The organism is Mycolicibacterium mageritense (assembly GCF_010727475.1).
GTDB classification, from domain to species: domain Bacteria; phylum Actinomycetota; class Actinomycetes; order Mycobacteriales; family Mycobacteriaceae; genus Mycobacterium; species Mycobacterium mageritense.
The window spans coordinates 4,874,896-4,894,683 of the sequence record NZ_AP022567.1 but is presented as its reverse complement, the minus strand read 5'-3'; the positions used below and the strand labels follow the sequence as shown (position 1 = coordinate 4,894,683).

Annotated in this window: 18 protein-coding genes; 1 reads left to right on the top strand and 17 read right to left on the bottom strand. The window is 67.2% G+C overall.

The genetic code is table 11. The features are described from left to right. Positions 1-20 precede the first annotated feature (20 nt). Positions 21-1,430, bottom strand: a complete 1,410-nt coding sequence (locus G6N67_RS23615) for a WS/DGAT/MGAT family O-acyltransferase (RefSeq protein WP_036428415.1) — start codon at positions 1,428-1,430, stop codon at positions 21-23. A gap of 195 nt (positions 1,431-1,625) precedes the next feature. Between G6N67_RS23615 and G6N67_RS23610 the strand changes: the two genes are divergently transcribed. After that, positions 1,626-2,102 (top strand): Rv3235 family protein, encoded by a 477-nt coding sequence (locus tag G6N67_RS23610; protein ID WP_036428417.1) that lies wholly within the window; start codon positions 1,626-1,628, stop codon positions 2,100-2,102. Here G6N67_RS23610 and secA read toward each other — a convergent pair. The 16 genes from secA to G6N67_RS23530 all read right to left on the bottom strand — a co-directional run bounded on the left by secA (position 2,099) and on the right by G6N67_RS23530 (position 19,760). Then, complete coding sequence (gene secA, locus G6N67_RS23605) at positions 2,099-4,960, bottom strand: preprotein translocase subunit SecA (RefSeq protein WP_036428419.1); 2,862 nt, start codon at positions 4,958-4,960, stop codon at positions 2,099-2,101. The two genes, G6N67_RS23610 and secA, sit on opposite strands and share 4 nt — an antisense overlap. A gap of 173 nt (positions 4,961-5,133) precedes the next feature. Beyond that, positions 5,134-5,814 carry a ribosome hibernation-promoting factor, HPF/YfiA family gene (gene hpf / locus G6N67_RS23600; RefSeq protein ID WP_036428420.1) on the bottom strand — a complete coding sequence of 227 codons (681 nt, stop codon included), beginning with the start codon at positions 5,812-5,814 and terminating at the stop codon, positions 5,134-5,136. Between the two features lie 289 nt (positions 5,815-6,103). Continuing rightward, positions 6,104-6,733, bottom strand: coding sequence for a ComF family protein (locus G6N67_RS23595; RefSeq protein ID WP_036428421.1), 630 nt, complete (start codon positions 6,731-6,733; stop codon positions 6,104-6,106). A gap of 10 nt (positions 6,734-6,743) precedes the next feature. Then, positions 6,744-7,643: a hypothetical protein gene (locus G6N67_RS23590; protein ID WP_036428423.1), complete on the bottom strand. Its 900-nt coding sequence runs from the start codon at positions 7,641-7,643 to the stop codon at positions 6,744-6,746. Between the two features lie 73 nt (positions 7,644-7,716). After that, a complete protein-coding gene (gene lpqB / locus G6N67_RS23585; RefSeq protein WP_036428425.1) occupies positions 7,717-9,477 on the bottom strand; it encodes an MtrAB system accessory lipoprotein LpqB in 1,761 nt (586 codons plus the stop codon). Next, positions 9,474-11,132 (bottom strand): MtrAB system histidine kinase MtrB, encoded by a 1,659-nt coding sequence (mtrB, locus tag G6N67_RS23580; protein WP_036434220.1) that lies wholly within the window; start codon positions 11,130-11,132, stop codon positions 9,474-9,476. The genes lpqB and mtrB overlap by 4 nt, the downstream gene beginning before the upstream one ends. Before the next feature lie 40 nt (positions 11,133-11,172). Further along, complete coding sequence (mtrA, locus tag G6N67_RS23575) at positions 11,173-11,859, bottom strand: two-component system response regulator MtrA (protein WP_018601429.1); 687 nt, start codon at positions 11,857-11,859, stop codon at positions 11,173-11,175. 84 nt (positions 11,860-11,943) lie between these two features. Next, positions 11,944-13,386 carry an aminotransferase class I/II-fold pyridoxal phosphate-dependent enzyme gene (locus G6N67_RS23570; protein WP_036428429.1) on the bottom strand — a complete coding sequence of 481 codons (1,443 nt, stop codon included), beginning with the start codon at positions 13,384-13,386 and terminating at the stop codon, positions 11,944-11,946. A gap of 40 nt (positions 13,387-13,426) precedes the next feature. After that, positions 13,427-14,053 carry a dTMP kinase gene (locus G6N67_RS23565; protein ID WP_036428431.1) on the bottom strand — a complete coding sequence of 209 codons (627 nt, stop codon included), beginning with the start codon at positions 14,051-14,053 and terminating at the stop codon, positions 13,427-13,429. Between the two features lie 20 nt (positions 14,054-14,073). After that, positions 14,074-14,463 (bottom strand): hypothetical protein, encoded by a 390-nt coding sequence (locus G6N67_RS23560; RefSeq protein ID WP_036428434.1) that lies wholly within the window; start codon positions 14,461-14,463, stop codon positions 14,074-14,076. A gap of 97 nt (positions 14,464-14,560) precedes the next feature. Then, the gene (locus G6N67_RS23555; RefSeq protein ID WP_036428437.1) at positions 14,561-15,868 is read right to left on the bottom strand and encodes an alpha/beta fold hydrolase; all 1,308 of its coding nucleotides are present in this window, start codon (positions 15,866-15,868) and stop codon (positions 14,561-14,563) included. 99 nt (positions 15,869-15,967) lie between these two features. Then, on the bottom strand, positions 15,968-17,425 hold the full coding sequence (gene ahcY, locus G6N67_RS23550; protein ID WP_036428441.1) for an adenosylhomocysteinase: 1,458 nt from the start codon (positions 17,423-17,425) through the stop codon (positions 15,968-15,970). A gap of 139 nt (positions 17,426-17,564) precedes the next feature. Further along, positions 17,565-18,188 carry a TetR family transcriptional regulator AlkX gene (alkX, locus tag G6N67_RS23545; protein WP_036428443.1) on the bottom strand — a complete coding sequence of 208 codons (624 nt, stop codon included), beginning with the start codon at positions 18,186-18,188 and terminating at the stop codon, positions 17,565-17,567. A gap of 71 nt (positions 18,189-18,259) precedes the next feature. Then, on the bottom strand, positions 18,260-18,445 hold the full coding sequence (locus G6N67_RS23540; RefSeq protein WP_036428445.1) for a rubredoxin: 186 nt from the start codon (positions 18,443-18,445) through the stop codon (positions 18,260-18,262). Then, positions 18,442-18,615, bottom strand: a complete 174-nt coding sequence (locus G6N67_RS23535; protein WP_081812387.1) for a rubredoxin — start codon at positions 18,613-18,615, stop codon at positions 18,442-18,444. Before G6N67_RS23535 ends, G6N67_RS23540 begins: the two co-directional genes overlap by 4 nt. Then, positions 18,612-19,760 (bottom strand): alkane 1-monooxygenase, encoded by a 1,149-nt coding sequence (locus G6N67_RS23530; protein ID WP_235749711.1) that lies wholly within the window; start codon positions 19,758-19,760, stop codon positions 18,612-18,614. Before G6N67_RS23530 ends, G6N67_RS23535 begins: the two co-directional genes overlap by 4 nt. Positions 19,761-19,788: the final 28 nt, after the last annotated feature.

Sequence of the window (19,788 nt, the reverse complement as noted above, 5' to 3'; positions counted from 1 at the left end):
GCCGGCACCGGTTCGGCCGCTCACCGCGCCGCTTCCAACACCTCGTCGAGCGACTCCCTCAGCAGGCTCGGAACCACGTCGACATCGCTCATGGCGTCACGGTCGGCGTTGATGCCGTAGTACAGCATCCCGTTGTAGGACGTGACACCGATCGCCAGCACCTGGTTGTGCAGCAGCGGCGGCACCGCATACGTTTCCAGCAGCTTGGTGCCCGCGACGTACATCTGTTTCTGCGCGCCGGGCACGTTGGTGATCAACAGGTTGAACAGCCGGGCCGAAAAGCCGGTCGCGACCCGGATCCCCATGGCGTGCAAGGTCGGCGGCGCGAACCCCGACAGCGTCACGATGGTCCGGGCGTCGACCAGACTGGCTGCGGTGGAATGGGATTCGGTGGCATGGGCGATCTGCGACAGCCGCACCACGGGGTTGCCCTCGCCGACGGGTAGATCCACCAGGAACGGCGACACCTCGCTGATGGCCTGGCCGGGCCCGGTCGAGTCGAGTTCGGCGTCGGGATAGACCGACATGGGCGCCATCGCACGCACCGTCGTGCTGGGGGTCACCGGTTCGCCGCGGGACAGCAGCCAGTTGCGCAACGCCCCGGCGACGACCGCGAGTACGACGTCGTTGATGTCGCAGTCGTAGCGCGCCCGCACCAGCCGGTAGTCCTCAAGCCGGTGGTTGGCCACCGAGAACCGGCGATTGCGCGAAACCCTCGTGTTGAGCGGGCTGCTCGGCGCGGTGCCGCGCGCGACGGTACGGGCCACGTCGGCGACCCGGCGGCCGACCGCGGCCAGCTCGCTGGAATTGGTGGCAAGCTCGGTCACCGCGTCGCGCACGGCCGCGAGCTGGCTCGTCGGGCGGGTGATCCACTCCCCTATCGCGCCCATCACCAGCTGCCGGTCACTCGGCTCGCGCGCCGGGATCCAGATGTCCTCCCCGAACTCGGGCGGCTTCTGCGTCCGGTCGGCGATGACGTGGCCGATCTCGAGTGCGGTCATGCCGTTCACGAGCGCCTGATGCGTCTTGGTGTAGATCGCGATCCGGTTCTTGGTGAGCCCTTCGACCAGGTACATCTCCCACAGCGGCCGGGTGCGGTCCAGCGGGCGGGAACCCAGCCGGGCAACCAGATCGTGCAACTGGGCGTCACTGCCCGGGGACGGCAGCGCTGAGCGGCGGATGTGGTAGGTGATGTCGAAGTCCGGGTCGTCCACCCACACCGGGCGGGCCAGGCCCAACGTGACCTCGCGGACCTTCTGCCGGTACCGCGGGATCTGCGGCAACCGCTGTTCGACGGTCGCCAGCAGGGTCTCGTAACTCAACCCGGCGCGCGGCTTACGCAGGATGGACAGCGAACCGACGTACATCGGCGTGGAGGAGTTCTCCAGGTGGAAAAACGATGCGTCGGACGCCGACAGCCTGCTCACCATGCGGCGCCAACCTCCCCTTCACTCGCGTTGAACCCCGTCACGGTAACCGTCAGCCCTGTCAACCCGCATCACGGGTACACCGCGACCGCCCAGCATTGCTGCGCCCAGCGCTGCCGGGGCGTGCGAGGATGGGGTGATCTGCACCTCTCCAGCAGATGTGTCCTGTCCTGTGACCCGCTGGAGTCTGCCGTGCCCATGCCCGAGAAAACGCCCGAGCAACCGCCGATCACCTCACCGGTGATCGACTACGAACCGCCGCCGCACCGGCTCGGCACGCCGGAATTGTGCCCGGCCCCGACCAACCTGCACCGGCACAATCCGCGCCGGTTGCGGTTGGTCGAACCACCGCGCGAGCATCCGCCGCACACCGGCGCCACGCAGTTCGCCGACATGGCGCTGCGCCGCGTGCTGGAGGTGGTCGACCGGCGCCGCCCGCCCGCCCAACTGCGGCCGTTGATGAGGCCACCGCTTGTCGACGTGGTCGTCGCGTTCACGCACGCACGGCACGCGACGACGGCCACGCTACGGCGGGTACGCCTGCGGGCCGCCGAGACGGCCGCGGCGGCCGAGGTGTTCGCCACCTACACGCGCGGTCCCCGCGTCCGCGCCATCGCCGCCAGGGTCGAATTCGACGGCACCCGTTGGCAATTGACCGCGCTGCAGCTCGGCTAGCCCTTACGGTGCGACTTGCTGGGCTTGCCCGCCTTGGCCTGCCGCCGGGCAGCTTCGCGCCGCTCGCGCCGACTGCCACCCGCTGGTGCCGCATGCCGGCCCCCACCGTTGCCCGACCGCTGCACCGCGGCGGTGCCGTCCTCGGACGGACCGGTGTAGGTCAGCTGCGGCGACTCGTTCTCGATCCCCTTGGCGCGCAGGGCCGGCGGGCGCTCCTTGGTGGCCACCGCCGCCGCGGGCTCGGCGGCCGGCTCGGCACCGGGCTCCGACGCCTCGGAAGCCTTTGCCGCCGCGGCCGCGGCGAACTCCGCGAGGCCCTGCGGTGCGGCCACCGGGGCCACCGCCGGGGCCGGCGCGGCCTCGACCTGGACGTTGAACAGGAAGCCGACCGACTCCTCTTTGAGGCCGTCGAGCATGGCCACGAACATGTCGTAGCCCTCGCGCTGGTATTCGACCAGAGGGTCACGCTGCGCCATCGCGCGCAGGCCGATGCCCTCCTTGAGGTAATCCATCTCGTAGAGGTGCTCACGCCACTTGCGGTCGATCACGTTGAGCAGCACGTTGCGTTCGAGCTGACGCATGGCCCCCTCGCCGGCGATCTCCTCGAGCTGCTTCTCGCGCTCGGCGTAGGCCCGCTCGGCGTCCTTGATCAATGCGTCGAGCAGCTCGTCGCGGGTCAGCTCGCCCGGCTCGCCGACCGCGTCGGAGTCGATCAGATCGTGGTGATCGATACCCACCGGGTACAGCGTCTTGAGCGCGTCCCAGAGCTTGGCCAGATCCCAGTCCTCGGCGTAGCCCTCGGCGGTGGCGCCGTCGACGTATGCCGTGATGACGTCGACCAGCATGTCGTGCGCCTGCTTCTGAAGGTTCTCGCCCTCCAGGATCATCCGGCGTTCCTTGTAGATGACCTTGCGCTGCTGGTTCATCACCTCGTCGTACTTGAGGACGTTCTTGCGGACCTCGAAGTTCTGCTGCTCGACCTGCGTCTGCGCGCTCTTGATGGCGCGCGTGACCATCTTGGCCTCGATCGGCACGTCGTCGGGCAGGTTGAGCCGGGTCAGCAGCGACTCCAGCGTCGCGCCGTTGAACCGGCGCATCAACTCGTCCCCCAGCGACAGATAGAAGCGGGATTCGCCCGGGTCGCCCTGGCGACCCGAGCGGCCGCGCAGCTGGTTGTCGATACGACGGGACTCGTGGCGTTCGGTGCCGAGGACGTAGAGCCCACCGGCCTCGACCACCTTCTCGGCTTCCTTGCCTGCCTCGGCCTTGATGGCCTTGAGGGTGTCCTCCCAGGCCGCCTCGTATTCTTCCGGCGTCTCCACCGGATCCAAGCCCTGCTCGCGCAGGCGCTTGTCGGCCAGGAAGTCGACGTTGCCGCCGAGCACGATGTCGGTACCACGGCCTGCCATGTTGGTGGCGACCGTGATGGCGCCGAGCCGGCCGGCCTCGGCGATGATGTTCGCCTCCTGCTCGTGGTACTTCGCGTTGAGCACGTTGTGCGGGATCTTGCGCTTGGTGAACTGCCGCGACAGGTACTCGGAACGCTCGACGCTGGTCGTGCCGATCAGGACCGGCTGGCCCTTCTCGTAGCGTTCGGCGACATCGTCGACGACGGCGATGTACTTGGCTTCCTCGGTCTTGTAGATCAGGTCGGACTGGTCGGCGCGGATCATCGGCTTGTTGGTCGGGATCGGCACCACGCCCAGCTTGTAGATCTCGTGCAGCTCGGCGGCCTCGGTCTCGGCCGTACCGGTCATGCCCGAGAGCTTGTCGTAGAGCCGGAAGTAGTTCTGCAGCGTGATCGTGGCCAGGGTCTGGTTCTCGGCCTTGATCTCGACATGTTCCTTGGCCTCGATGGCCTGGTGCATGCCCTCGTTGTAGCGGCGGCCCAGCAGCACGCGGCCCGTGAACTCGTCGACGATCAGCACCTCGCCGTCGCGGACGATGTACTCCTTGTCGCGCTCGAACAGCTCCTTGGCCTTGAGCGCGTTGTTGAGGTAGCTGACCAGCGGTGAGTTCGCGGCTTCGTACAGGTTCTCGATACCGAGCTGGTCTTCGACGAACTCGACGCCGACCTCGTGCACGCCGATGGTGCGCTTCTTGATGTCCACCTCGTAGTGGACGTCCTTCTTCATCAGGGGAGCCAGGCGCGCGAACTCGGTGTACCAGTTCGAGGCACCGTCGGCGGGGCCGGAGATGATCAGCGGCGTGCGGGCCTCGTCGATCAGGATCGAGTCGACCTCGTCGACGATCGCGAAGTTGTGGCCCCGCTGCACCATGTCCTCGACCGAGTGCGCCATGTTGTCGCGCAGGTAGTCGAAGCCGAACTCGTTGTTGGTGCCGTAGGTGATGTCGGCGGCGTAGGCCGCGCGGCGTTCCTCGGGAGTGAGCCCGGACAGGATGACGCCGACGTCGAGGCCCAGGAAGCGGTGCACGCGGCCCATCCACTCGCTGTCGCGTTTGGCCAGGTAGTCGTTGACGGTCACGACATGCACGCCCTTGCCGCTGAGCGCGTTGAGGTAGGACGGCAGCACCGCGGTCAGGGTCTTGCCCTCACCGGTCTTCATCTCGGCGACGTTGCCGAAGTGCAGGGCCGCGCCGCCCATGACCTGGACGTCGAAGTGCCGCTGGTTCAGCACCCGCCAGGCCGCCTCGCGGGCCACCGCGAATGCCTCGGGCAGCAGGTCGTCGAGATCCTCGCCGTCGGCGACCCGCTTCTTGAACTCGTCGGTCTTGGCCCGCAGCTCCTCGTCGGTGAGCTTCTCGACGTCGTCGGACAAGGTATTGACATAGTCGGCGACCTTCTTGAGGCGCTTGACCATGCGGCCTTCACCGAGACGGAGCAACTTCGAGAGCACGCTATTTCCCCTGTGGGTATCGATGGACCCCGTGGGTGACACCGCACGGGCTTCAGTCGAGGTCCATCGTAGGTGACCGGTCGAAATCGCTGGTTGCACTCGCCTGCCAAGGCACCCAGAAGACGAAAACGCACCCCGGAGCGCTCCGGGGTGCGTTCGTGCCTGCCTGCGGGTCAGGCCAGGCGGATGAGGCCGTAGTCGTATGCGTGACGGCGGTACACCACCGAAGGTTTGTCGCTCTCCTTGTCATGGAACAGGAAGAAGTCGTGGCCGACGAGCTCCATCTCGTAGAGGGCGTCATCCACGGTCATGGGTTTGGCCGGGTGTTCCTTGGTGCGTACGACCCGGCCGGGTTCGTGATCGTCGAGGCCGTCGGTTTCGACGGTCTCCGCCACCGGCTCCGGCGCCGAAGCGCCCTGCAGCGGATCTTGCGCGGTGGCCTCGTGCAGCGATACGGGCGTCTTGTCGCCATAGTGGATCTTGCGCCGGTCCTTGCTACGGCGCAGTCTGGCCTCGAGTTTGCCCGCTGCTGATTCCAGGGCGGCGTAGAAACTGTCAGCGCAGGCCTCACCGCGCACGACAGGGCCTCTCCCGCGGGCGGTGATCTCCACATGCTGGCAGTTCTTGCGCTGCCGACGGTTGCGTTCGTGGTCAAGTTCGACGTCGAAGAGATATATGGTCCGGTCGAATCGCTCCAGGCGCGACAGCTTTTCCGCGACATAGATGCGGAAGTGATCGGGAACCTCCACGTTGCGCCCCTTGACCACGACCTCTGCGTTGGGTTCCGGGGTGGCTTCCGTATCGCGATCCTCGACCACCATGGTGCGGCCTGAATCCAGGGAATTGGTTGACATACTTGGCAACTCGTTTCTCTCACTCGTTGCACGCAGTCTGCGTGCCGGGCTTTAACGAATTGCGGCGATGGGCCAAGATTTGTCGCTCCGCCCATCGGCGCAAGGTGTCGAGTACTCACCTCCTACCGGTGTGCGGTGAAGTGGCGCCGTGTGCTCCAGCGCCGCCGTGAGTGGTTCACGGGTGGTTGGTGCCGACGGTAGTCCGTGTTAACCGGATCGTGCCACCGATTTCGCGGACGTGTTTTCAGTTCTTCATATCGGTTTGATTGACAAGTAATTTCCGGCTCCGTCAGGTATGGGCGATGGCGAGCACCGCCACCACGCAAGCCCCCGCGGAACGCAGAACGCGCACCGACTCGGCGGCCGTTGCGCCGGTCGTGACGATGTCGTCGACCAGTACCACCTCGTCGGCGACCGGTCGGAGAAGCCGGACGCGACCGGCGATGTTGCGCTGTCGATCGGTGCCGGACAGGCCGACCGAGTCGCGCACCCACGCCCTGGTGCGCAGGGCCTGCGTCATGCCGATCCCCTGCCGTCCGGCGACAGCCGCCGAGGCCATCCGGGCGACGGGATCGCCGCCGCGGCGGCGCGCCGCCAGCCGCCGGGTCGGCGCGGGGACCACGGTCGCGGGCGCGGTGACGATGCCCCACGTGAGCAGCCGGTCCAGGCCCGTCCGCAGCGCGGCACCGAGCGGAACCACCAGGTCCGCGCGCCCCTGCTCCTTTGCCGCCACGATCGCGCGCCGTCGGGCACCCGCGTAGCGGCCGAGCGCGAACACGGGGACACCGGGATCCGTGCGCGGCGTGATCACGTGGGGTTCGTCGGGGCGCACCGCCAATTCCCGGGCGCAGTCCGGACACCACCGCGTCGAAGGTGCCCCGCAACCGCCGCACTCCAGCGGCAGGATGAGGTCGAGCATATGTCCGACGTCACTGCATCAACGCGGTGAGCACGTCGCCGAACGCGCCGTCACCCAGGATCGCGATGGCCTGGGTCTGCGGGTTCACCGAGGTGACCCGCTGCAGGGCGCCGTTCCAGTAATAGAGATCCGGGCTGATCGGGCCCGGATTGCCGGAGCTCAGGGTCTGGCACAGCCGAGCCATCGCATTCACCGCGGCGATGGTCGATGTCGCGGTCTGGACGTGGTGAGCAATCAGCAGGTTCCGCGACGGCGCACCGACGATCACGCCGTTCGGTGCGACCGGCAGGTATACGGGCACCAAGGCGCCGACGTCGAGAATCTTCGAGCCGACGAACACCGATTCGCCGGCCAGGATCAGGAACTCCGCACCATCGGTCTGTCGTGGGATCACCTGGTCGATCGGCTCGGCGCCGGTGTTGCGCCGACCCGCTTCGCGCAGTGCGCCTGCGTCACGCGTGGCTATCTGGCCGGCGTTGAGGTAGGCGACGACATCGGGGTGATCGACGCACAGCACCTCGGTCAGACCGTCGGCGATCGGCCAGCCGTACGACAACATCCCGCCGGGTGCGGACTCGACCTGATCGGTCGAGAGCACCCGCGCCCGTACCCGCGCGAGCAGTTCGGACGTGTCCATGTCCTCGACGCCGGGACGATCCCGCGCGGCCAGCATGTCGGCGAAGTGCTTGTCCACCAACGCAGGCCAATCCTCGTGCACCGCGTTGCGACACGTTCGCGCCAGATTGTCGAGACCGTAGCTCGATCCGTTGGAACACTTCGCCGTGGTGCCGTCGGCGGTGAAGACCGCCTCGACCCCACGAGCCGCCAACGCCTGCAAGGTGAGACGCCGAAGATACGCCATCTCGTCCATCGTCATCGTCGGATACGCGGTGTCGCGCTCGTCTGCCATGCCACCCCCCTTATCGGCCTCCAGCCTAAGACCGGTCCGAGGCAGCCGAGGACGCCTATTTCCCGGTGCCGCGTCAGCCCGGCAGCACCGGGATCGCGCCGGCCACCATGAGCGGACGCACCTCCGACCAGCCCGGGTTGTCATCGGTCGCCGAGGCCGAAAGTTGCAGTACGCCACGCTGATCGGCCACATACACAGTCGACGGATTGGCGGCCACGGTGGTCACCGGCATGACCAGGTTGCGGCTGGGCCCGTCGGAGTTCACGCCGTCGAGGTTGACGTAGGAGACCGGATGCTGGGGATCGGTACGGCTCACGACGATGTCGTCACCGGTGCGCCAGGACAGCGAGACCACGGTGTTGCCGAGCCCGAACCCGAGCCGTCGCGGGTAGGTGAGCAGGAACTGGCCGTCCGGCGTCTGCTCGACACCGGCGAGGATGACCTGCCCGCCGATCACCATCGCGGCGCGGGTGCCGTCGCGCGACAACTGCAATTCGGTGATCGGTCCCGGGTAACGGATGGACACCGCGGTGGTGTCGACCGGGATCCGGGCCGGGGCACCCGACGCGTCCCTGATGGCCCGCACCACGTTGATGCCGTCGACCACGACCCACACCGCCTGGTCCAGCGACCAACTCGGGCGGGACAGGCTGCGACCTTCCAAGGCCTGCACGGTTCCGCCGCCGAGCGGCCCGATCCACAGCGACGCCGCCGTCGGCTCCGGTGCGCCGGGCAGCACCACCACCGAAGCGGCATCCTGGCCGTTGCGCGACACCGAGGCCGAGACCTGGTTGGGCGCCTGCCCGAACGCGCCGGACAGCCGTGTGCTCCGCTGCCCGTCGAGCGACACCAGCGAACCGCCCACCAGCGCGTGCAGGCCCGCGGCGGCCCCGGGCGCGGCGCCCGGGTCGGTGGCAGCCACGTCGGAGGTCTCCCACCCGTCGGAGAATCGGTCGTCGAGGGGCGCGCCGTCGGCGTTGATGACGTAGGGCCCGCTGATCCCTGCCCGCGCGAGGGTCCAGATGAGCTGTGCGGCAAGCAGTTGCCTGCTGTGCGGGTCGGTGGCCGAGACGTTCTCCAGGTCGATACGGGCACCACCGTAGCCCCGGCCGACGCCCGTCTTGCCGCCGTCGGCCCGGGTCACCGGTCCGCGCAGTTTGAGGGGCGCGCCCAACATGTTGCGCACCGACTTGTCCATCTCGGGGCGTGGTCCGGCGATCAGCTTCGAGACCAGTTCGGTGGCCAGTTGGTCCTGATCGGACACCGCGACGTATCGCGGGTCGGGCACCACGGTGGTTCCGGTCGGGTCGACGAAATAGAGCGTGTAGCGCTTGTAGGTGGACTGGAACTGCTGCCAGTCCAGGAAGACTCCGTTGGGCAGCCGGTCGATGCGCCAGCCGCCCGGCGTGGTGACCAGTTCGATGGGCCCGGGATCCGGCAGTGCTCCCTCGCCGGTCTCGAACACACCGAGATCGGAGAGCGATCCCAGGATGTCGGCCCGCATGGTCACCGAAACCCGGTCGGCACTGCGGGTTTCCACGAACACCACGCGGTCGATCAGCAGTGCGCTGCCCGCGTCGTCCCACGAACTGGAGGCCGATTCGGTCAGGAACTGCCGGGCGGCCAGGTGACGGTTGGCCGGATCCGCGGTGGCCTTGAGGAATTCGCGCAACAGCACATCGGGATCCATGCCCGGCGCGGGTTTGGGCAGGCTCGGAGGTGCTGGCCGGTCGACCGTGCCGATGGCTTGCGGCGACGACGAATTCGGGATCCCCGCGCAACCGGTGCTCACCAGTACCAGACCGACGATCATCGCCGTCAGCAGGCGCTTCACACGTTCTCCTCCGCCACAATCCGATCCCTGTTCGGCCGCCGCACAGCACGTTTGGGTGACATCGGGTTCAGCGGCAGCGGGCTCGTCGTCACCTTGTGGCCGCGCACCAGCGGCAGCGTGAGCCGGAAGCACGCGCCCTTGCCCGGCTCACCCCAGGCCTCCAGTCGGCCCTGGTGCAGCCGCGCGTCCTCGATGCTGATGGCCAGGCCCAGCCCCGTGCCACCCGAGCGGCGCACGCGCGACGGGTCCGAGCGCCAGAACCGGCTGAACACCAGCTTCTCCTCGCCGGGCCGCAGCCCGACGCCGAAGTCGCGGACCGTCACGGCCACGGTGTCCTCGTCGGCCGCCATGCGGATCTGGACGGGCTTGTGCTCGGCGTGGTCGATGGCGTTGGCGATGAGGTTGCGCAGAATCCGTTCCACGCGGCGAGGATCCACCTCGGCGATCACCTCGTCGGTCGGCATGTCGACGTCGAGTTCGATGTCGGCGTCGGCCGCCAGGTGCCCGACGTTGTCGAGCGCGCTGCGCACGGTCGAGCGCAGATCCACCGACTCGACCGACAGTTCCGCGACACCGGCGTCGTGACGGGAGATCTCCAGCAGGTCGGCGAGCAAGGTTTCGAACCGGTCGAGTTCGTTGACCATGAGTTCGGTCGACCGGCGCAACGCCGGGTCGAGATCCTCACTGTGGTCGTAGATCAGATCGGCCGCCATGCGCACCGTGGTCAGCGGCGTGCGCAGCTCGTGACTCACATCAGACGTGAAGCGCCGCTGCAGGTTTCCGAATTCCTCGAGCTGCTGGATCTGCCGCGACAGGCTTTCGGCCATGTCGTTGAACGACACCGCGAGCCGCGCCATGTCGTCCTCGCCGCGCACCGGCATGCGTTCGGTGAGATGGCCTTCGGCAAACCGCTCGGCGATGCGCGATGCGGACCGTACGGGCTGCACGATCTGGCGCGCGACAACCAGGGCGATCGCGGCGAGCAGCCCCAACAGCACCACGCCACCGGTCAGCATGGTGCCGCGCACCAGCGAGATGGTGCTCTCCTCGTTGTTCAGCGGGAAGATCAGGTACAGCTCAAGATTGGGCACCGACGACGACGTCGGACTGCCCACGATCAGCGCCGGGCCGGAGAAGCCCTCGGTGTGCACGGTCGCGTACTGGTAGCTGACCTGCCCCGCCTTGACGAAATCCCGGAGGGCGTTGGGCACCTGCTGAACCGGGCCTGCCGCGGTCGCCGCACGTGGCCCGTCGCCGGGGACCACGAGCACGGCGTCGAACGCGCCGGCGAGATCCGCCCCCACGTCGGCCTTGCGGTCGATCAGGGTGTTGCGGGCCAACTGCAGGCTGCTGTCGAGCGACCGGCTCTCTTCCCCACCGACGATGCCGCTGACGGTGTTTCGGGCCCGCTCGACCTCTTCGGTCGCGGCCTTGACCTTGACTTCGAGCACCCGGTCGGTGATCTGGCTGGTCAACACGAAACCCAGCACCAGGATGACGGCGAGCGAAAGGCCCAAAGTCAGGCTGACGACCCGCAATTGCAGCGAGCGACGCCACACCAGACTCAAGGCCCTGCCCAGCGTCCCCAATCCGCGCAACAGCGGGCCGGTACCTCCCCAGCGCCCACGGATGCGTCGTCTGGAGCTGAAGATCACGGGCACCGCCGTCGGGTGGGAAGCACGGCGAGCCGTGAGATCACGGTGGTCCGGCCTTGTATCCCACTCCTCGAACGGTCAGTACCACCTGCGGGTTCTCGGGATCCTTCTCGACCTTGGCCCGCAACCGCTGGACATGCACGTTCACCAAACGGGTGTCGGCGGGGTGGCGATATCCCCACACCTGTTCGAGCAGCACATCACGAGTAAACACCTGCCGCGGTTTGCGTGCCAGCGCCACCAGCAGGTCGAACTCAAGCGGTGTCAGCGAAATCTGCTCACCTTGGCGCGTCACCTTGTGGGCGGGCACATCGATCTCGACATCGCTGATCGACAACAGCTCGGCCGGCTCATCCTCGTTGCGGCGCAACCGGGCCCGCACCCGCGCGACGAGTTCCTTCGGCTTGAACGGCTTCATCACGTAGTCGTCGGCACCGGACTCCAGGCCCAGCACCACGTCGACCGTGTCGGTCTTGGCCGTGAGCATCACGATCGGCACACCGGAGTCGGCGCGCAGCACCCGGCACACGTCGATGCCGTTCATCCCTGGCAGCATCAGGTCGAGCAGCACGAGATCAGGCCGCAGTTCCCGGACCGCGGTGAGTGCCTGGCTGCCGTCGCCGATGACCGCGGTGTCGAAACCCTCACCACGCAACACGATGGTGAGCATCTCGGCCAGCGATGGGTCGTCGTCGACGACAAGGATCCTTTGCCTCATGGTGTCCATGGTGTCACCAGATCGCGATAAAACTCGGCTACCACACGCGGTGATCTTGGGTTTGTCTGCGTCCGGCCCCGACGTCGCATCCGTCTAACCGACGACGCGGAGCGTTCGCAGCGTGGGATCGGCGGCGTAGGCGATGCGGATACCGTCGGCGCGCGCCTTGCCGAGGGCGGCGAGCACGGATTCGGTGATCTCCTCACCGGGAGCCAGGACGGGAATCCCCGGCGGGTAGGGCGCGACGAGTTCGACACTGACCCGGCCGACGGACTCGTCGAGGCCGACGGTTTCGGTCGGCGCGAAGAACGCGGCCCGCGGCGGCATGGCCGTCACCGGGGTCACCTGGTATGCGGCGCCGGTGACGACGGGTCGCGGGGCCGCGCGGTGCCGTTCCACCGATGCGACGACGGCGTCGGAGAACCGGTCGAGGGTCTGCGCCGAATCGGCCAGCGACACCTGCGCGACGAGCGTGTCGCGCTCGGCCGCCTCGACCGGCAGTCCCGCGGCGAGTAAGTCGTCCTCGACGAGGTTCCCGTCGGCACCGGTTCCCGACAGCACCAACGTCAACTTGAGCGGATCGACTCCGGGGCCGTCGAGCACGACGAGCCCCTCGACGCCTGCCAGTCGGCCGCGGGCCTTGCCGACCGCGGTGAGCACCTCACCGAGCATCGCCTCCCCGTGGCGTTCCAACAGCGCACGCGAGGCGTCGATGCTGGCGAGGATGGCGCCCGCGGGGCTGGTCGTATGCGTCGCCTCCACGCCCGCGTCCAGCCGGGCCGGGTCGATCCGTCGTCCCTGAACCAACACCAGCGCCGCCTGGCTCCAGGCCGGCAGCGTCTTGTGGGCACTGACCACCATGGCGTCGGCGCCGAGTTGTAGTGCATGCCTCGGCAGGTGCGGATGAAAACCGAAGTGCGCGGCCCATGCCGAGTCCACGATCAGCGGCACGTCGTGGGCATGCGCGACGTCGGCGAGCGCCGCGACGTCGCCGACCGTGCCGACATACGACGGATCGCCGACGAACACCGCCCTCGCCTCCGGATGACGACGCAGCGCCTCGGCCACCCCGGCCGGCGAGACGCCGCGCGGCAACCCGATCGACGGGTCGACCTCCGGGCGTACCCACACGGGCGTGAGCCCGGCGAGCACCAGGCCGAGCAGCATCGACCGGTGCAGGGTGCGGCTGACGATCACCGAACCGTTGCCGCCGCCGTCGGAGTCGGCCGAACCGTGGGCGACGGCCAGCGCCAGCGCCTGATTTCCGTGGCTTGCGCCGCCCACGGAAAAGCGGCAGATATCCGCACCCCACAGCCGGGCGGCCCTGGCCTCGGCGTCGGCGAGCACACCGCGACTCAGCTTCATCGTGTCCAGACCGGCGTACAGCGGCACGTCGCCGGCAACGACGTCGCCGACGACATCACTCCGCTGTTTGTGGCCGGGGATGGTGAACGGTGTCGGCGGATCCTCCTGGAACCGCAACCACGCATCCAACAGCGGGGCGTGTGAGCGCAACCCTCGCGGATCAGTCGGCACGGCCCGACCTTAACGTCGGATTCTCTGCAGGCAGGCCGGTTCAGCCCAACTGCAGAGCCAGCGCCGCGGGATCCACGTCCGGGCCGACGACGGCCCATCGGCCGCACCACTGCGCGGCGGCCAGGGACGTGTACACCTCACCCGTGCGCCGCTGCAGGCCGCCGTCACGTTCATAGGCGTCCTTGGCGCGATCAGCCTCGGTGTTGGCGCGATGCTCGGCCCGCTGCGCGGCCAGCTCGGTCGGCACGTCGAGCAGGATCTGCCAGTCCGGCACGGGCAACTTGAGCCGGTCGAACTCGAGCGCGCGCACCCAGGCCACGACGTCACCGTCGGCGCCCTGGTGCAGCCGCGCTGCGCTGTAGGCCGCGTTGGACGCCACGTAGCGGTCCAGGATGACGACGTCGTAGGCGTCGCGCAGATGCTCGATCTCGTCCTTGGCGCCGGCCCGGTCGAGCGCGAACAGGGTGGCCATCGCGTACACCGAGTCGGCCAGGTCACCGTGAGCGCCGTGCAGGGCTTCGGCTGCCAGATCAGCGGGCACCGAACGGTGGTAACGCGGAAAGTCCAGGCTGCCAACGGACTTGCCGGTCGATTCGAACACCGAGCGCAGACCGCTGGTCAGAGTGCGTTTGCCCGCGCCATCGACGCCTTCGATCACGATCAGCACGCGGCGAGCCTAACCCGTCGTCACGTGCCGCGACGCTCCGGCGGCGGGTAGCCCGGCGTGAATCCCTTCTCCTGCACGATGAGGTTGAACGTGGCGAGCCCGAATTCCTCGATGTCGTCGAACGCGATGTCGGGCCTGAGATCGGTGTGGAAGATGGGCTTGCCGTCGGCGTCGTAGCCGCCGTAGCCCTTGTCGCCGTATTCGTCGACGTACTTCGTGATCCCCATGGCGTCGGCGGCCCGCCGCGCGTACGCCGCACCGCCGCCGGACCACAACATGATGCGGGTGTTCTTCATGCCGGCGAGGGTGATCAGCAGCGTGCGGATGCGCTCGTTGGCGACGTACGCGTCGGTGATCGTGTTGTCGCGCAAGGTTCCGTCGATGTCGAAGGCAATGGTGATCGTCTGCACCGTGCGATACCCCGTTTCCCAGCAAATCCGCGAACTCGACGAAAGTGTCGCTCGGAGCGAGCGATTGCAGCATATTCGTAGAATTCGACCAAAATCGTCAGAACTCCCCGCAGTTCGGCGTCGTCGGTAATCCGTTGAACCGGTCGGCGATCCACTGCATGGCCCGCTCACCGTCGACGAGCATCGGCAACGCATGGTTGATCACCAGCTTGTTCAGAAACGGCGGCTCTTCGTTGGTCCAGAACTGCACGTCGGCGCCCTGGGCACACCAATCACGTCCCAATTGGTTGGCCGCGGTCCACGGTACGAGCGGGTCGTACCGATTGCTCAGGATCAGCACCGGCGCATCGGGTTTGTACTTCCCGATTTTTTGCATGTCGAACAGCGTGCTGAACGGTTCCTCGTTCACGGCCTGGTAGATGTCGACGTTGAAGTAGGGCTGCAGGTGGCGGAACATGAACTTGGTGATCGTCTCGGCGATGCACTGATCCTGGACTTTCTGCAGCAGGTCCGTGCCGCGGAGCGTGAGCTTCGAACGGATGACGTCCTCGAATTCCGGATAGCTGGTGATGACGGAATTCAGTGCGTAGCCCACGACGCCGACCAGCGCACTACCGTCGGCATACGGGAACAGCTCCTTGAGATCGGCCGGTGGCGCGCCGGCGTAGGTGCCCACGATGTGCAGCTCGGGCGCGTACGACGATGCCAGTTCGGCGGCCGACGCGGCCGCTCCCCCGCCTTGTGAGTAGCCCCAAAATGCCACGGGCCCATGCGGATCCAGCGAGGTTCCCGGAAGCTTGAGTGCGGCGCGGCCCGCGTCGAGCATCGCATTGCCCTCGGCGACACGGTTGACGTAGGTGTGCAACCCGGGCGTGCCGAGCCCCTGATAGTCGGTCATCACGATCGCGAAGCCGCGCGCCACCATGGTCGCGACGAACATCTCCTCGTAGTTGAACGCGATGTCCAGCCACGGTGACCAATGGATGCCCTGATTGAACTGCCGTGACGGTGCGCACTGGTCGCCCTGCCCCTGGGTGCCCGGCCCGTACACGATCAACGGGCGCGGGCCTTGCCCCGGCCATACGTTGTGCGGCTCGAAGTAGGTACCCGTGACGGCCATCGGGTTTCCGCGAGCATCGGTGCTGCGGTACATGATTCGCGTTCCATCGGCGACGATCATGCCGAGCTGGCCCGACGGTTCGAGCACCAGCCGCGACGGCTCCGACCGGATCACGTCGCCCGGCGCACCTGGCGGCAGCGGGTCGGGCGGGGTGTAGAACTCGGCGTACTCGTCCTCGTTGAAGATCGGATCGTGGTTGTCGTTGGACGGGTCGGCGTGCGCGGGTACGACACCCACACATCCGGCAAGCAGCAGCGCAACAAGCATCCCCCATACCCGCCCCATGCCGCGGAACGGTAACAAACGCCTGGCGAGCAGACGCGAAATCGCCCAAATCCCTAGGGATTTGGGCGATTTCGCGTCTGTTGGCGCTACGTCAGGAACTCAGTAGCGGTAGTGCTCCGGCTTGTAGGGGCCTTCGACGTCGACGTTGATGTACTCGGCCTGCTCCTTGGTGAGCTTGGTCAGCTGACCGCCGAGTGCTTCCACGTGGATGCGCGCGACCTTCTCGTCGAGATGCTTGGCGAGGCGGTACACGGCGTTGTCGTACTCGTCGTTCTTGGTCCACAGCTCGATCTGCGCGATCACCTGGTTGGAGAAGCTGTTGCTCATCACGAACGACGGGTGGCCGGTCGCGTTGCCCAGGTTCAGCAGACGACCTTCGCTCAGCACGATGATCGACTTGCCGTCGTCGAAGGTCCACTGGTCGACCTGCGGCTTGATGTTGAGCCGCTTCGCGCCCGACCGCTCCAGGGCGGCCATGTCGATCTCGTTGTCGAAGTGGCCGATGTTGCCGAGGATGGCCTGGTCCTTCATCGCCTTCATGTGGTCGAGGGTGATGATGTCCTTGTTGCCGGTCGCGGTGACGACGATGTCGGCGGCGCCGATCCCGTCCTCGACCGTGACGACGTCGAAGCCGTCCATGAGCGCCTGCAGCGCGTTGATCGGGTCGATCTCGGTGACCGAAACGCGCGCACCCTGGCCGGCGAGCGATTCGGCACAGCCCTTGCCCACGTCGCCGTAGCCGCAGATCAGCACCTTCTTGCCACCGATCAGCACGTCGGTGCCGCGGTTGATGCCGTCGATCAGCGAGTGCCGGGTGCCGTACTTGTTGTCGAACTTGCTCTTGGTGACCGAGTCGTTGACGTTGATCGCCGGGAACGGCAGCTCACCGGAGGCCTCGAACTGGTAGAGCCGCAGCACACCGGTCGTGGTCTCTTCGGTGACACCCTTGACCGACTCCGCGATCTTGGTCCACTTGTCCTTGTCGGTCTCGAAGGTCTTGCGCAGGACCGACAGGAAGACCTTCCACTCGGCCGGGTCGTCGTCCTCGGCGGGCGGCACCACACCGGCCTTCTCGTACTGCGCGCCGCGCAGCACCATCATGGTCGCGTCGCCGCCATCGTCGAGGATCATGTTGGCGGGTTCGCCCTCCCAGGTGAGCATCTGCTCGGCGGCCCACCAGTACTCTTCGAGCGTCTCGCCCTTCCATGCGAACACCGGCACGCCCTTGGGTGCTTCCTCGGTGCCGTGCGGGCCGACGACGACGGCCGCGGCCGCGTGGTCCTGGGTCGAGAAGATGTTGCACGATGCCCATCGAACTTCGGCACCGAGGGCCACCAGCGTCTCGATCAGCACGGCGGTCTGCACGGTCATGTGCAGCGAGCCCGAGATACGCGCACCCTTGAGCGGCGCCACGTCGGCGTACTCGCGGCGCAGCGCCATCAATCCCGGCATCTCGTGTTCGGCCAGGCGAATTTCCTTGCGGCCGAAGTCGGCCAACGACAGGTCGGCCACCTTGAAGTCGATGCCGCCCCGGCTATCAGCCTTCAACTCGGTCATGTAGAGCCCTCTTTCAGTCGTGATTGCTTGCCAGCGCATGGGGGCGCGCCAAAAGGCAACGCCACATGCAGATACCTCTAGCCTGCGGGCTCGCGGGACAGGCGCTCATGCGGTTTTTACGGCGGCGGCGCACTGACAGCTAGCGGGTATCTATCACACCGTAGCGCTCGGCGAACGGCGTCATGAGTCGGGCCAGGTCACCGGCCACATCATGATCGGCCTCAGGGGGCATGGACACGTAGCTCATCGCCAGGCGCACGATGGCGCGCGCCAGCACCCCGGCATCCTCGTCGCTGGCCTTCATCCAACTGTTCTGGAACGTTCCGGTCAGCCGCTCGGAGCACCGGGCGATGATGGGTCCGCTGCCTGTCGTGATGATCTGCAGCAGATCCGGCTTGGAAGCCCCGGTGAGCAGCGAGATCACCAGCGGGTCGGCTGCCGATTCGACGAAGAAGGCTCGGAAGCCCTCGAGAAACGCCGCGTGAACCTGGCCGACGTTGTGGTTGATGGCCTCGTCGACGGCGTCGACCAGGCGGTCGGCAAGTCGCATCGCGTACCCCTCGGCCAGGCCCTGCCGCGATCCGAACTCGTTGTAGATGGTCTGCCTGCTGATCCCCGCGGCCTGCGCGACATGCGACAGCGTGATCGCCGACCAGTCCCTGGTCAGCAGCAGGTCGCGCATGCCGTCGAGGATCGAATCACGCAACAGCACCCGCGATGCCTCTGCATAGGGGATGCGCTGCTTGTCCCGCGGCCGACTCACACGCGCGACTCTAATCCCTCTTGTCGCTGCGCTCGCCCCTCCCACGCGGCGGGGAGTCGACCAAGCCGCGGTCACGGCCGGGCAACCTCGACCATCTCGAAATCAGACTTGGCGGCGCCGCAGTCGGGGCAGCTCCAGTCGTCGGGGATGTCGTCCCAGCGGGTGCCCGGGGCGATGCCGTCCTCGGGCCACCCCTTCTCTTCGTCGTACTCGAATCCGCACTGCACGCAGATGTAGAGCTTGTACGGCTCGCTCATCGGGTCACTCCTATCGGTTCGAAATCGATCTTTTCCCGCACCGCACAGTCCGGGCAGCACCAGTCATCCGGTACGTCGCCCCATGCGGTGCCGGCCGGGAACCCTTCGCGCGGGGCGCCTTTGGCCTCGTCGTAGACGTACTGGCAGCCGGGGCACCGGTAGGCGCTCACTGTGCGACTCCGTAACGGGCCAGCATCTTCTCGCGCAGCCGCGGCTGGACGTTGACCCGGGTGATGTCGCCGTCGTAGTGCTCGAGCACCCGGTGGTCCATCAACTTGCGCCACAGCGGGGGGAAGTACGTCAAACCGATCAGGGTCGCGTAACCGCTGGGCAGGTTGGGCGCGCCGTCGATGCTGCGCAGGGTCTGGTAGCGCCGCGTCGGGTTGGCGTGATGGTCGCTGTGCCGCTGCAGGTGGTAGAGGAACAGGTTGGTCACGATGTGGTCGGAGTTCCAGCTGTGCACCGGGGCGCATCGCTCGTAGCGACCGCTCGCGGTCTTCTGCCGCAGCAGGCCGTAGTGCTCCAGGTAATTGACCGACTCCAGCAGGCTGAAGCCGTAGATGGCCTGGATGACGATGAACGGGATCAGCGCCGGGCCGAACACCGCGATGAGGATCCCGAAGAACACCACCGACATGGCCCACGCGTTGAGCACGTCGTTCGACCAGTGCCACGGCGAGCGGTCCTGCCTACGCAACCGCTGGGCCTCCAGCTCCCAGGACGAGCGCAGGCTGCCGAACACGCTGCGCGGCAAGAACTCCCAGAAGGTCTCGCCGAAGCGGGCCGACGCCGGATCCTCCGGAGTCGCGACGCGGACGTGATGCCCACGGTTGTGCTCGATGTAGAAGTGGCCGTAACACGTCTGGGCCAGGGTGATCTTGGACAGCCAGCGCTCGAGCGAGTCCCGCTTGTGGCCCATTTCGTGTGCGGTGTTGATGCCCACCCCTCCGAGCACACCCACCGACAACGCGACACCGATCTTGGCCGGCCAGCTCAGTCCGCCGTCGAAGCCCAGCCAGCTCAGGTCGGACGCGGTGAACAGGTAGGCCCCCATGATCACGCTCGCGTACTGGAACGGGATGTAGATGTAGGTGCAGTACCGGTAGTACTTGTCGTTCTCCAGCCGCTCCATCACCTCGTCGGGCGGGTTCTGGCCGTCGGGCCCGAACCGCAGATCGAGCAGCGGCAGCAGGACATAGAGCAGGATCGGGCCGATCCACAGCGGTACCTGTGCGGCGACGTGCCACCCCGCCTGGTTCAGCGCCCACACGATGGGCAGCATCACGAATAGCGCGGTCGGAGCGATCAGGCCCATCAACCACAGGTGGCGCTTCTTGTCGCGC